Origin of the sequence: Streptomyces sp. NRRL S-337, assembly GCF_000720175.1 — a bacterium.
GTDB classification, from domain to species: domain Bacteria; phylum Actinomycetota; class Actinomycetes; order Streptomycetales; family Streptomycetaceae; genus Streptomyces; species Streptomyces siderophoricus.
Genome location: NZ_JOIX01000040.1, coordinates 54,873 through 68,047, shown reverse-complemented (window position 1 = coordinate 68,047; position 13,175 = coordinate 54,873). Strand labels below are relative to the sequence as shown.

General features: G+C 71.9%; 11 protein-coding genes. 6 read left to right on the top strand and 5 right to left on the bottom strand.

Annotation, left to right across the window (positions count from 1 at the left end):
- Positions 1–393: 393 nt before the first annotated feature.
- Together IG62_RS0125475 and ybaK are read left to right on the top strand one after the other, a co-directional pair.
- Entirely contained in the window at positions 394–1,134 is a 741-nt protein-coding gene (locus IG62_RS0125475; RefSeq protein WP_030807738.1) for an LON peptidase substrate-binding domain-containing protein, read from the top strand.
- Between the two features lie 66 nt (positions 1,135–1,200).
- Positions 1,201–1,695 (top strand): Cys-tRNA(Pro) deacylase, encoded by a 495-nt coding sequence (ybaK, locus tag IG62_RS0125470; protein WP_030807734.1) that lies wholly within the window; start codon positions 1,201–1,203, stop codon positions 1,693–1,695.
- A gap of 35 nt (positions 1,696–1,730) precedes the next feature.
- On the opposite strand, the gene IG62_RS0125465 is transcribed toward ybaK, so the two are convergent.
- The 4 genes from IG62_RS0125465 to IG62_RS0125450 all read right to left on the bottom strand — a co-directional run bounded on the left by IG62_RS0125465 (position 1,731) and on the right by IG62_RS0125450 (position 5,761).
- Positions 1,731–2,402, bottom strand: coding sequence for an ABC transporter permease (locus IG62_RS0125465; RefSeq protein WP_051798558.1), 672 nt, complete (start codon positions 2,400–2,402; stop codon positions 1,731–1,733).
- Between the two features lie 68 nt (positions 2,403–2,470).
- Complete coding sequence (locus IG62_RS0125460) at positions 2,471–3,292, bottom strand: ABC transporter permease (protein WP_078872227.1); 822 nt, start codon at positions 3,290–3,292, stop codon at positions 2,471–2,473.
- A 94-nt stretch (positions 3,293–3,386) separates the two neighbouring features.
- The gene (locus IG62_RS0125455) at positions 3,387–4,397 is read right to left on the bottom strand and encodes an ABC transporter ATP-binding protein (RefSeq protein ID WP_051798555.1); all 1,011 of its coding nucleotides are present in this window, start codon (positions 4,395–4,397) and stop codon (positions 3,387–3,389) included.
- Between the two features lie 74 nt (positions 4,398–4,471).
- Entirely contained in the window at positions 4,472–5,761 is a 1,290-nt protein-coding gene (locus tag IG62_RS0125450; protein WP_030807722.1) for an NYN domain-containing protein, read from the bottom strand.
- A 276-nt stretch (positions 5,762–6,037) separates the two neighbouring features.
- Between IG62_RS0125450 and IG62_RS47920 the strand changes: the two genes are divergently transcribed.
- Entirely contained in the window at positions 6,038–6,205 is a 168-nt protein-coding gene (locus IG62_RS47920) for a hypothetical protein (RefSeq protein ID WP_199812527.1), read from the top strand.
- 69 nt (positions 6,206–6,274) lie between these two features.
- Here the strand turns inward: IG62_RS47920 and dnaE are convergent, their stop codons facing one another.
- Entirely contained in the window at positions 6,275–9,817 is a 3,543-nt protein-coding gene (gene dnaE / locus IG62_RS0125440; RefSeq protein ID WP_030807719.1) for a DNA polymerase III subunit alpha, read from the bottom strand.
- Between the two features lie 219 nt (positions 9,818–10,036).
- On the opposite strand from dnaE, the gene IG62_RS0125435 reads away from it, so the two are divergent.
- From IG62_RS0125435 to IG62_RS0125425, 3 genes are all read left to right on the top strand, one after another.
- Positions 10,037–11,401, top strand: coding sequence for a DUF2252 domain-containing protein (locus IG62_RS0125435; RefSeq protein WP_030807716.1), 1,365 nt, complete (start codon positions 10,037–10,039; stop codon positions 11,399–11,401).
- 89 nt (positions 11,402–11,490) lie between these two features.
- Entirely contained in the window at positions 11,491–12,150 is a 660-nt protein-coding gene (locus tag IG62_RS0125430; RefSeq protein WP_030807713.1) for a hypothetical protein, read from the top strand.
- Between the two features lie 118 nt (positions 12,151–12,268).
- Positions 12,269–13,135, top strand: a complete 867-nt coding sequence (locus IG62_RS0125425) for a thioredoxin domain-containing protein (RefSeq protein WP_030807710.1) — start codon at positions 12,269–12,271, stop codon at positions 13,133–13,135.
- Positions 13,136–13,175 lie beyond the last annotated feature (40 nt).

Here is a 13,175-nt window from a genome sequence, read left to right as displayed (position 1 = left end):
GCTGACGCTTTACGCTCCGCTGCGCTCCGCCTTCGCTCCTTATTGAGTCCTTGGAAGCGAAGCCCACACAACCGGCCCCTCCGGCCCGTCCCCTCCCGTAGTGGGAAGGGGAACGGCCGGTGGGGGTGCACGTAGTCCTCCGCGCGGGCGGTGAACGTCACCACGCCCGCCCCCACGAAAACTCCCACCAACGGGAGGGGACAGACCGGAGGACGAAGTCTGGAGGGCTGTCACCGCACCCGACAAACAAACGCCCGCCGCCAGGCGCAACGGCGAGCAACGAGCACGGCGCTGCAGCCGAGTACGTACGCGGCGCCGCACAGCGCAACGGCGAGCAACAGCCGCGGCGGGACGGCCGGGTACGTGGGAAGAGCCGCCAGCTAGGCTAACGCCGTGACCTCGCTACCCCTCTTTCCGCTCAACTCGGTCCTGTTCCCGGGGCTCGTCCTGCCCCTGAACGTGTTCGAGGCGCGGTACCGGGCGATGATGCGCGATCTGTCCGCGCTGCCCGAGGACGAGCGCCGGTTCGCGGTGATCGCCATCCGGGACGGACGGGAGGTCGCGCCCACCGCGCAGGGCCTGCCGGACGCCACGCTGCCGGAGGAGAAGGGGCCCGCCGCGGGCTTCGGGGACGAGCCGATGCGGGCGTTCCACGCCGTGGGGTGCGTGGCGGACGCCGCGACCATCCGCGAGAAGTCGTCCGCCGCCGACACCGGCTACGAAGTCCTGGCGACCGGCACCACCCGCTTCCGGCTGCTGTCCGTGGACGCCTCCGGGCCGTATCTGACCGGCGAGGTGGAGGAGCTTCCGGAGAGCCCGGGTGACGGTGCGGGCGTGCTCGCGTCGGGTGTCGTGCGGGCCTTCCGTACGTATCAGAAGCGGCTGGCGTGGGCGAACGAGCGGACGCTGTCGAGCGGGCAGGACCTGCCGGCCGACCCGTCGGTGCTGTCGTACCTCGTCGCGGCGGCGGCCGTGCTGGACGTGCCGGCCAAGCAGCAGCTGCTGGAGGCGCCGGACACCGCGGCCCGGCTCGCGCAGGAGCTGAAACTCCTTCGTCAGGAGTCGGCGCTGCTCGGTAAGCTCCCGTCGCTGCCGGCGGTGGAGCTGACCCGGCAGCCGACCAGCCCCAACTGACGGCCGGCCGCGGCGGGACGCGTCGGCGGGCGGACCCGCCGCGAGATACCAAGAGGCACGAAGACGTTGGCGAAGAAGTCCAGGAAATCCGTCGGCACCCCGGCGACCGTCGCGCTCACCGCGGCCGGCGTCGCCTTCACCACGCACTCCTACGCGCACGACCCGGCCACCGCCTCGTACGGCGAGGAGGCCGCCGAGGCACTCGGCGTCGCGCCCGAGCAGGTCTTCAAGACGCTGCTGGCGGACGTCGACGGGACGCTCACGGTCGCCGTGGTGCCGGTGTCGGGGTCGCTGGACCTCAAGGCGCTGGCGGCCGCGGTGGGCGGCAAGCGGGCCGCGATGGCCGATCCGGCGGTGGCCGAGCGCACCACCGGGTACGTCGTCGGCGGGATCTCGCCGCTGGGCCAGCGCAAGCGGCTGCCCACGGTCGTGGACGCCTCGGCCGAGGACCGGCCGACGGTGTGCGTGTCGGCCGGGCGGCGCGGGCTGGAGGTCGAGCTGTCGCCGCAGGATCTGGTGGCGCTCACCGGGGCGCGGCTGGCGCCGATCGCCCGGAGCTGAGGAAAGACGCGGGCGGCCGTGTGCCGCCCCCGTCGTCAGCCGTCGGCGGGCGGATGGTGGCCGTGGTGGTCACCGGGCACGGGCGCCGTGGACCAGTCCGGGGCCGGCGGTTCCGGGTCGCGGGGGCCGAAGAATCCGGTCAGTACGAGCTGGGTCACCATCGCGGCGAGCGGCCAGGCCAGCAGGGCGCCCTTGGCCTGGAGGCGGAGCGGGCCGTAGAAGGTGACGCCGGGACCGACCTGCTTGGCGTGTGCGACGACGTCGGGGGTGGGGCCGAGCCACATGCCGGTGACCCAGCCGACGGCCGCGCCGAGGAGTCCGCCCGCGGTGAGCGCCACGACCAGGGGGATGCCGCCGCGGCGGCGGACCAGGAAGGTCACGGCGGCGCTGACCACGCCGAAGCCGAGGGACAGCAGCAGGAAGGTGCCGTCCGTGCCGATCGCCTCCTCGCCCTCGGTGTCCTTGAGGTAGACGTTGCGGGTGTCCGCGATCAGCGGGATGTGCGGGGCGAGCCAGTTCCACAGGACGCCGAGCAGTACGCCGCTGACCATGACCACGAGGGCGATCAGCGCGGCCTCGCGCAGCTCGCGGCCGAGCGGGGGGTCGTCGGTGCCGGCGGGGGCACCCGGGCCGGCGGCGGGCGCGGCGTCGGGGTGCTGCGGCTCTTCGGGCGGCTGGTTGTCGGAGGGCGTCAGCGGTGCGGTCACCCCGTCATCGTGCCAGGTGGGGCTGGTGGGACGGGAAGCAGGACGCCCGTTGGGTGCCGGGGCGCCGGTCATCGGGTCGCCGCACGGCGGTAGGCCCAGGTGGCGACGGCCAGCGAGAGCACGCCGACGGCGGCGCAGACGCCGAGGTCGGCGCCGACCGCCGACCAGTCGGGGTGCGTCCCGAAACTGCGGGCCAGCGCCTCCACGCCGTAGGTGGAGGGCAGCAGATCGCGCGCCCAGCCGACCAGCTCGGGCATCCGGGCGGCCGGCAGCACGCCCAGCAGCAGTGCCGCCGACATGCCCAACTGGCCGCAGAGCGTGGCGAGTTCGGGGCGCGGGGCGAGCAGGCCGAGGGCCGCTCCGAGGCCGGCCAGCGCGGCGCCGGCGAGCGGCAGCACGGCGGCCAGCACCCAGAGGTGGGCCATCGGCAGCTGGAAGAGCAGACAGCCGGTGACCGCGGTGACGAGGGTGCCGGGCACGGTGAAGGACGCGTAGGCGGCGGCCGCGCCGAGCACCACGGCGGCCGGCGGCACCGGCAGCGTCGCGTAGTGGTCGAGTCCGCCGCCGGCCCGCAGCTGGCCGAAGTACTGGGCGAGGAGGTTCAGCGCCACGAAGGCGACGACCAGCACGCTGGAGCCGGCGACCACGTCCCGGGCCGGGTCGCCGCCGTCGACGACCCCGCGCAGCAGGACCATGATCCCGATGGACTGGAAGGTGGCGACGAACAGCAGCGGTATCCGGGCGACCCGGGCGCGGGAGAGCTGGGCGCGGTAGACGGCGCCGAGCGCGGGCCCGAAGCGGGCGCGCGGCGCCAGCGGGGCGGCCGCTGCGGACGGGTCCACGGCGCCGGACGTCGTCCCGGCCACCGCCTGCGCGGGAACCACACTCACCGTGTCCTCCAGCCTTCCTCGTGGTGTCCCCCCTGCGTCGTCGGTCCCCCGGTCCCTCCCCGGTGGGCAGTACGTCCGCCGGGCCCTGCGGCGTTCATGCCTTCACCAGTCCCTCGGCGCGTCCGCCGAGCGCCAGGTAGACGTCCTCCAGGCTCGGCGTGGCGAGCGTGAAGTCGTCCAGGGCGGCGAACGCGGGGCCGGCGGTGACCGCGGTGACCGCGGAGCGGGCCTGGTCGGCGGGGAGGCGGAGGGTCCAGCGGCGGCCGGAGGTGCGCGCGGCGGCTTCGAGGGCGGCGACCTCGGGCACCTCCAGCGGCGGGCGGTCGCGCCAGACCAGCTCCAGCCGGACCTCGTCGCTGACCATGTCCTTCAGGCCGCCGGGCGTGTCGCAGGCGATGACCCGGCCGCGGTCGATCACGGCGACCCGGTCCAGCACGCTCTCGGCCTCCAGCACGTTGTGGGTGACCAGGACGACCGTGGCGCCGCGCTCGGCCCGGCGGCGGTCCACCGCGGCCCATACGGCGCGCCGGGCGACCGGGTCCATGCCGGTGGTCGGCTCGTCCAGGACCAGCAGCGGACGCTCGCCGGGCAGTGCGGTGGCGAAGCAGGCCAGCCGGCGCTGGCCGCCGGAGAGCTTCTTCAGGGGGCGGCCCGCGAGGTCGGCGAGGCCCAGCTCGGCGAGGACCGCGTCCCGCTCGGCGCGCGCCTCGCGGGCGCCGAGACCGCGCAGCCGGCCGGTGGTCTCCACGGCCAGCGCGACGGTCAGCTCGTCGAGGGCGGTGGACTCCTGGCCCAGGTAGCCGAGCAGCCGGGCGGCGCGTTCGGGGTGGCGCACCAGGTCGTGGCCGAGGACGTGGATGCTGCCGGCGTCCGGGCGGAGCAGGCCGGTCAGCTGGCGGACCAGGGTGGACTTGCCGGCGCCGTTGGGTCCGAGCAGCCCGAAGATCTCCCCGCGGCGTACGTCCAGGCTGATGCCGTCGTTGGCCCGTACGGCGGGGGCTGCTGCCGCCCCGCGGCGCCCGCGCGGTGCGGGGTAGGTCTTGACCAGCTCCCGCACGGCGATCACCGGCCCGCCGTGCTCCGGCCCTTCTGCGCCCGTCCTCACGAGCTATGAGGGTACGCGTCCCGGGCCCGCCGCCGGCCCGCGGGGCACCGTGGCGGGGGTGCCGGGTGGCGGGGTCAGTCCCCGACGGGGGCGTGTTCCGCGGCGGTGCGCAGGTCGACCTCGCGCCAGAAGCCGGCCCGGATCGCGTAGCGGTCGTGCTCGTCGATCTGGTCGTCCTTGTGGGCGAGCAGGCCGAACCGGGCGGCGTAGCGCAGCAGTTCCCCGTCGATCCGGTGCGGGATGCGCGGGTACTCGGTCGACAGCTGCTGGAGGTGGACCGAATCGGAGAGCCGCTCGGTCCAGCGGCGGGCGAAGACCTGGCCGACCTCGAAGGGGTCGCCGCTGACCGCGGTGATGTCCTCCTCGCGGTCGGCCCAGCGCTGTTCGGCGCTGGTGAGCTGGGCGAGGGTGGGCAGGCCGGCGGTGGCATCCGGTTCGCCGACCGGGCCGCCGCGCTCGACCCAGCCCTTGTCGGACGACCAGCGCAGGGTGGCGCCGGCCGCGGCGGCGGGCTGCGTGGCGCTCTGGCCGGCGGCCCGGTCGCGGCCGAGGCCGGCCAGGTCCTTGGGGGTGGGCACGGCCCGGCCGCCGTTGCCGCCGGATTCGCCGGCGGCGGGCTGGTCGCCGTCGGCGCCGGCGGCCGGGCGGGCCACGCCGTTGGCGGAGGTGCGCGGGTGGCTGCCGTCGACCTGGTCCGGGCCGGAGGACGAGGCGGCGGCCGCCGCGGCGGCGACCGCGGACTCGGGCAGCGGCGCGGAGAGGATCGCGGCGATCTCGGGGCGCGGGGCGGGCGGGGGCGCGCAGGGACCGCCGAGCTCCTTGGCGCGCACCGCGCGGGTGATCCAGGTGCGGTCGAGGACGCGGCGCTCGTCGGCCTCGGCGACCAGGTCCTCGGACTGGTTGTAGTCGCCGTCGGCGGCCTGGACGGCCCAGAGGTGGACGGCGACGCCGTGTTCCTTCGCGGACATCAGGCCGGGCAGCAGATCGCCGTCGCCGGTGACCAGGACGATGTCGGAGCAGGCGCGGTTACGGGCGAGTTCGGTCAGCTCGGCGTGCATGGCGGCGTCCACGCCCTTCTGCGCCCAGCGGCCGTCGCTGCGGGTCAGGGCGCCCAGCCGGACGGTGACCCGGGGCATCACGCGCAGCCGGCGGTGCTCGGGCTGCGGGACGCGGTCGGGGGCGCCGTCGAACCAGTAGATGCGCAGCAGCGGACGTTCGGTGTCCGCCTCGGCGCGCTGGCGCAGGCCCTGGATGAGGGCGGCGTGATCGACGGTGATCCGGGAACGGGCGGGCTCTCCGGCGAGCAGGCTCGCGGCGGCGCCGAGCAAGTATCCGGCGTCCACCAGGACGACGCAGCGATCCACGTTCCACCCTCTTCCCTGAGGTGCTGAAAGTCCGGTCGCCCCCCGGCTCGGCCCGTGGCACGAGTTTTTCCTTCGGCTTTCCTTCGAGTCTGCCCGACCGTACGGGCGTTATCTGCCGGAACTGGATCATCGGCGTGGCGGATTCGGCGGGGATCTCGGGTACAGCGCGTGATCATCTGCATTACAGAGGGTAATTGCCCGAAATGCAGGGTTCTGTCCGGCGTGTAAGTCTGGTCCCGGCCCCGATCCCAGATTCCCCCTCAGGAGGCAACGGTCATGGCCAAGGACAAGAAGCAGGACCGCAGTCAGAAGGCAGCCAGCCAGGCGGAGCGCGGCCAGCAGGCGGCTCAGAAGTCGTCCATGGAGGCCCAGACGAAGTCGGTCACCGCCACCCCGGGGGATCTCGCCCGCAAGAACCGCGAGCGCCGGTTCGGCCACAACTGACGTGTAGGACAGACGAATTGAGGGGCGCGTCCACGGCGGGACGCGCCCCTCGGGTGCATCGGAGCCCGGTCAGCCGGCCAGGCAGGACGGGCCGAGCAGCACCTTGAGGTCGCCGAAGAGCGACGGGTCGGGGGTGACCCGGTGCCGGTCCAGCCGGAGCACCGTGGTCTTGCGGGCACCCTGGAGCTTGATCCGCACCTCGGTGGAGCCGCGGTGGCTGCTGAGCACCTCACCGAGCTTCTCGACCATCGGCGGGGTGACCTTGACCGTCGGGATGGTGATCGTCACGGGGGCGTTGGTGCCGGCCTCGGAGAGGTCGGGGACCATCATCTCCATGGCGACCAGCCGCGGGATGTCCTCGCGCTTGTCGAGGCGGCCCTTGACGAACACCACGGTGTCCTCGACGAGTTGGGTGGACACCAGCTGGTAGGTGGCCGGGAAGAACATGCAGTCGATGGACCCGGCGAGGTCCTCGACGGTGGCGATCGCCCAGGCGTTGCCCTGCTTGGTCATCTTCCGCTGGAGGCCGGAGATGATGCCGCCGATGGTGACGATCGAGCCGTCGGAGTAGTCGCCGCCGGTGAGCTGGGAGATGGCGGCGTCGGCCTTGTCGGACAGCACGTGCTCCAGGCCGAAGAGCGGGTGGTCGGAGACGTACAGACCGAGCATCTCGCGCTCCTGGGCGAGCAGATAGGCCTTGTCCCACTCGTCCTCGGAGAACTCCACGTCCAGTCCGAAACCGGGGCCGTCGTCGGCGGAGTCGTCGCCCATGCCGCCGAAGAGGTCGAACTGGCCCTCGGCCTCCTTGCGCTTGACCTGGACGACGTTGTCGATCATCGATTCGTAGTGCGCGGTCAGGCCCTTGCGGGTGTGGCCCAGCTCGTCGAAGGCACCGGCCTTGATCAGCGATTCGGTGGTGCGCTTGTTGCAGACCACCGCGTCGACCTTGTCGAGGTAGTCCGGGAACGAGGCGTACTTCCCCTTGGCCTTGCGACAGCGGATGATCGAATCGACGACGTTCTGGCCGACGTTGCGGACCGCGGTGAGGCCGAAGAGGATGACGTCGTCGCCCTGGGCCGCGAAGTTGGCCTCGGACTCGTTGACGTTCGGCGGCAGCACCTTGATGCCCATGCGCCGGCACTCGTTCAGATAGACCGCCGACTTGTCCTTGTCGTCGCGCACGGACGTCAGCAGCGCGGACATGTACTCGGCCGGGTAGTTCGCCTTGAGGTACGCGGTCCAGTACGTGACCAGGCCGTACGCGGAGGAGTGCGCCTTGTTGAAGGCGTAGCCGGCGAACGGGACCAGGACGTCCCACAGCGCCTGGATCGCCTGGTCGGAGAAGCCGTTCTTCCGCGCGCCCTCCTGGAAGAGGACGAAGTTCTTCGCCAGCTCCTCGGGCTTCTTCTTGCCCATGACGCGGCGCAGGATGTCGGCCTCGCCGAGGGAGTACCCGGCGATGATCTGGGCGGCCTTCTGCACCTGCTCCTGGTAGACGATCAGGCCGTAGGTGAGGCCGAGGACCTCCTTGAGCGGCTCCTCCAGCTCCGGGTGGATCGGGGTGATCTCCTGGAGGCCGTTCTTGCGCAGCGCGTAGTTGGTGTGCGAGTCCATGCCCATCGGGCCCGGGCGGTACAGGGCCGAGACGGCGGAAATGTCCTCGAAGTTGTCGGGCTTCATCAGCCGCAGCAGCGACCGCATCGGGCCGCCGTCGAACTGGAAGACACCGAGGGTGTCACCGCGGCAGAGCATCTCGTAGGTCTTGGGGTCGTCCAGCGGGACGGAGAGCAGCTCCAGGTCGACGCCCTTGTTCTTCTTCACCATCTTGACGGCGTCGTCCATGATGGTGAGGTTGCGCAGGCCCAGGAAGTCCATCTTCAGCAGGCCGAGCGACTCGCACTGGGGGTAGTCCCACTGCGTGATCGTCACGCCGTCGGTGTGCCGCACCCAGATCGGGGCGTGGTCGACGATCGGCTCGCTGGACATGATCACGCCGGCCGCGTGCACACCCATCTGCCGGACCAGGCCCTCGACGCCCTTGGCGGTGTCGATGACCTTCTTCACGTCCGGTTCGTTCTCGTACATCCCGCGGATCTCGCCGGCCTCGTTGTACCGGGGGTGCGAGGGGTTGGTGATGCCGTCGAGGTCGATGCCCTTGCCGAGGACGTCGGCGGGCATGGCCTTGGTGAGGCGGTCGCCCATGGCGTACGGGTAGCCGAGGACGCGGGCGGAGTCCTTGATCGCGTTCTTGGCCTTGATCTTGCCGTAGGTGCCGATCATGGCGACCTTGTCGGCGCCGTACTTCTCGGTGACGTACCTGATCACCTCGACGCGCCGGCGCTCGTCGAAGTCGATGTCGACATCGGGCATGGACACGCGCTCGGGGTTGAGGAACCGCTCGAAGATCAGCCCGTGCTCGATCGGGTCGAGGTCGGTGATGCCCAGGGCGTACGCCACGATCGAACCGGCCGCGGAGCCACGGCCGGGGCCGACCGCGATGCCGTTGTTCTTCGCCCACATGATGAAGTCGGCGACGACGAGGAAGTAGCCCGGGAACCCCATCTGGATGATGACGTCCATCTCGTACTCGGCCTGCTTCTGGCGGTCCTCGGGGATGCCACCGGGGAAGCGGCGGGCCATGCCGCGCCGGACCTCCTCCTGGAACCAGGTGACCTCGGTGAAGCCCTCGGGGATGTCGAACTTCGGCATCAGGTCGCGCTTCTCGAACATCCCGGTGGTGTCGATCTGGTCGGCGACCAGCCGGGTGTTGTCACATCCCTGCTGCCAGGCGTCCGAGGAGTCGATGGCGTACATCTCCTCGGTGGACTTGAGGTAGTAGCCCGTGCCGTCGAAGCGGAAGCGGTCCGGGTCGGAGAGGTTCTTGCCGGTCTGGATGCACAGCAGCGCGTCGTGCGCCGCGGACTCGTGGGCGTAGGTGTAGTGCGAGTCGTTGGTCACCAGGGGCGGGATGCCGAGTTCCTTGCCGATCTTCAGCAGGTCGTCGCGGACCCGGCGCTCGATCTCGATGCCGTGGTCCATCAGCTCCAGGAAGTACCGGTCCTTGCCGAAGATGTCCTGGTAGTCGGCGGCGGCCTTGCGGGCCTCCTCGTACTGCCCGAGCCGCAGCCGGGTCTGCAGCTCGCCCGACGGGCAGCCGGTGGACGCGATCAGACCCTCGGACCACTGCGCGATGGTCTCCTTGTCCATCCGCGGCCACTTCTGCAGCCAGCCCTCGGCGTAGGCGTCCGAGGACAGCCGGAAGAGATTGTGCAGACCGGTCTTGTCCGCCGCCCAGATGGTCTTGTGGGTGTAACCACCGGAACCGGAGACGTCGTCGCGCTTCTGGTGCGGCTGGCCCCACTGGATCTTGCGCTTGTTGCGCCGCGACTCGGGGGCGACGTACGCCTCGATGCCGATGATCGGCGTGACCCCGGCCTTCTGCGCGGAGTGGAAGAAGTCGTAGGCGCCGTGGAGGTTGCCGTGGTCGGACATGGCGATGTGCGACATGCCCATCTCGTTGGCCGCCTTGAACATGTCCGACAACCGCGCCGCACCGTCCAGCAGGGAGTACTGGGTGTGCACGTGCAGGTGCGTGAACGGCGGCTTGGCCACGGCGCGGGACCTCCGGGAGACAAGTGGGCGACTGGTGGACGGAACGGTCTCGAAGTCTACGACTCCCCACTGACACTCGCGGGGCACTCGTGGGTAGCCTCGGCCGTTGTCCCGGCAGATGTCCCGGCAGACCCTCCCCCGGCCCCGCCGGGGGTGTCCCCCACACGGTCAGTTCCGGCTCTCCGCCCTTGTTTTCCGCACCTCAGGAGGCACCCAGCGATGCCGTCCCAGTACGCCCCGGCGCAGGACGCCGCGCAGCGCGGCGAGGAGATCCTCGCCGTCTTCGACACCGCCTTCGGAGAGCTGCTCGCCGCCGACCCCGCGGCATTCCGGGTGAAATTCCGGAAGATGGCCGCCTCCGCGTTCGCCTTCTACCGGGGCACGGCCTGCCTGTTCTACCGGGGCCTGGCGGACGGCGCGGACCGCGGACCGTACCTGGACGAGCGCACCGGCCGGGTGTGGATCCACGGCGATCTGCACGCCGAGAACTTCGGCACGTACATGGACGCCACCGGCCGGCTGATCTTCAACGTCAACGACTTCGACGAGGCGTACGTCGGCCCGTTCACCTGGGACCTCAAGCGGTTCGCCGCCTCGGTCGCGCTGATCGGCTACGCCAAGGCGCTCAGTGACGAGCAGATCACCCACCTGGTGCGGATATACGCCGGTGCCTACCGGGAGCGGATCCACGCGCTGGCCTCCGGCACGAAGCGGGCCGACAAGGACGCGGTGCCGCCCTTCAGCCTGGACACCGCCGAGGGCCCGCTGCTGGACGCGCTGCGCGACGCCCGGTCGCTGACCCGCTTCGCGCTGCTGGACTCGATGACCGAGATCCGCGACTTCGAGCGGCGCTTCGCCGCGGGCGGCGGCAGCGTCGAGCTGGACGCGGCGACCCGCTACAAGGTGCTCGCCGCGTTCGACGGCTATCTGGAGACGCTGCCGGAGTCGAGCCTGGGCCGGCCGGACTCCTACCGGGTCAAGGACGTGGTGGGCCGGCGCGGGATCGGCATCGGTTCGGCCGGCCTGCCGTCGTACAACATCCTCCTGGAGGGCAACAGCGACGCCCTGGAGAACGACGTCGTGATCTACATGAAGCAGGCGCAGACCCCGGCGGTGTCCCGGCACATCACCGACCCCGCGGTCCGCGGCTATTTCGAGCACGAGGGCCACCGCACGGTCATCTCCCAGCGCGCCCTGCAGGACCACGCCGACCCGTGGCTGGGCTGGACCGAGATCGAGGAGGACGGGCGCCGCACCGGCCAGCTGGTCGCCGAGATCTCGCCGTACGCGGTCGACCTGGACTGGTCGGACATCGACGACCCGGAGGAGATCGCCGCGGTCGTCGCCGACCTGGGCCGCGCCACGGCCACCATGCACGCCGCGGCGGACGACGAGAGCGGCCACTCCCTGGTCCCGTTCTCGACCGAGCGGGCCATCGACGCGGCGATCGCCGCCGACGAGGACGGCTTCGCCCCGCTGCTGGTGGACTTCGCGCACTCCTACGGCGCCCGGGCCCGCGCCGACCACCAGATCTTCGTCGACCTCTTCCGCAACGGCCGGATCCCGGGCCTGAAGGAGGCCTAGCCGGGAGCGGGCGGGTCCCGATCATGCCTGGTCGGGCCCCCCGTCCCCTTAGGCGCCACTTATCCCCGCGCATGGCACACTCGGCAGCGATGGACATCTCGGCGGCACACCTGCGGGCACTGCGCGCGGCGCTCTTCACGGCGCTGTGCGTGTCGCTGTCCGCGGGCTCCCACGTGCTGCTGTCCCGTATGCCGCTCCCCCTCACCACCGTCGCCGCGCTCTGCGCCGCCGTCTTCGCGCTCGCCTACGCGCTGGCCGGCCGGGAGCGCGGCTACTGGCGGATCGCGGCGCTGCTGCTCCCCCTGGAGCTCGCCGCCGACCTGGTGTTCAGCCTCGGTCAGCACACCTGCTACGGCGCGGCGGGCGGCCCGGTGGCCGGCCCGCTGCGCTCGCTCGGGGTGGACCTGCTCTGCGGCGGCGGGAGCGTGGGTGCCCCCTTCCTGCGGCTGACCGACGAGCCTTCCGTGCCCGCCTCGGCCTGGCTGCTGCTGCTCGCGGCGCACCTGGCCGTCGGGCTGCTGGCGGCCGGCTGGCTGCGCCGCGGTGAGGCCGCGCTGGCCCAGCTGCTCGGCGCGGTCTGCGCGGTCGCGTTCCGCCCGCTGCTGATCGCGGTCGCGGTCATCGGCACCACGGCCGCCCGGCCGCGCCCCGTCCCGGCCTCCGTACGGACCGGGCCGCGGGCCCGCGCCGTCCCCCTGCTCGTGCACTGCGTCGTGCGCCGCGGGCCGCCCTGCGTGCTCGCCGCCTGAGGCCGGTTCTCCCCCGGCCCGCGCGGCCCGGCCGCGCCGTACGCGTACGCTCACCCGCGCCGCGTACGCCTCCCGCAGCACGCACACCCGTCCCACGGACCCCACGGAGCAGGAAGTCATGAGCAACCGCAACAGCCAGTCCAACAAGCAGGCAGCCCGCGAGCGACTGCGCGCCGAGCGCGAGCGGCAGGCGAAGAAGGACCGGATGCGCCGGCAGCTGATCGTCGGCGGTGCGATCGTCGGCGTGCTGGCGATCGCCGGCGGCATCGGGGTCGCGGTCGCCACCTCGGGGGGCGGCAGCTCCTCCGGCGGCGACGCCGCGGCCAGCGCGGGCGACAGCACGGTGTGGGCGAAGGCCGCCAAGGCCAAGCTGGTCAAGCCCGCGAACACCACCGGCGCCAAGGGCACGACCGTCGTCGTCGGCAAGCCGGACGCCAAGAACACCCTCGGCCTCTTCGAGGACCCGCGCTGCCCGGGCTGCGCGGCCTTCGAGCAGAACGTCGGCGCGACCGTCGAGAAGGACATCAAGGACGGCCGGTACAAGGCCGAGTACCACCTCGGCACGTTCCTCGACGCCAACCTCAAGGGCACCGGCTCCAAGAACGCGCTGTCCGCGCTGGGCGCCGCGCTCAACGTCAGTCCGGACGCCTTCCTGAAGTACAAGTACGCGCTGTACTCGAAGGAGTTCCACCCGGAGGAGACCGGGCCGGACAAGTTCGCCGACGACAGCTACCTGATCAAGGTCGCCGACACCATTCCGGCGCTGAAGGGCAACGCGGCGTTCCAGAAGGCCGTCAAGGCCGGGACGTACGACCGGTGGGCGCTGGAGATGTCCACCGAGTTCAACTCCCACAAGGACGTCACCAGCACCCCGACCCTGAAGGTCAACGACACCGTCATCGGCACGGACAGCCCGCAGGGCAAGGTGGCGCCGTCCACCGTCGCGGCCTTCAACTCGATGGTCGACAAGGAGCTCAAGCACTGACCTGACGGTCCGTGGTGTTCCCCGGCCGGCGTGCGGTCCG

What these genes read in the sequence shown, in the direction of transcription:
- IG62_RS0125430 (WP_030807713.1), top strand. Translation starts at nt 11,491, where the DNA reads ATGGACATCTCGGCGGCACACCTGCGGGCACTGCGCGCGGCGCTCTTC.
- IG62_RS0125425 (WP_030807710.1), top strand. Translation starts at nt 12,269, where the DNA reads ATGAGCAACCGCAACAGCCAGTCCAACAAGCAGGCAGCCCGCGAGCGA.
- IG62_RS47920 (WP_199812527.1), top strand. Translation starts at nt 6,038, where the DNA reads ATGGCCAAGGACAAGAAGCAGGACCGCAGTCAGAAGGCAGCCAGCCAG.
- IG62_RS0125435 (WP_030807716.1), top strand. Translation starts at nt 10,037, where the DNA reads ATGCCGTCCCAGTACGCCCCGGCGCAGGACGCCGCGCAGCGCGGCGAG.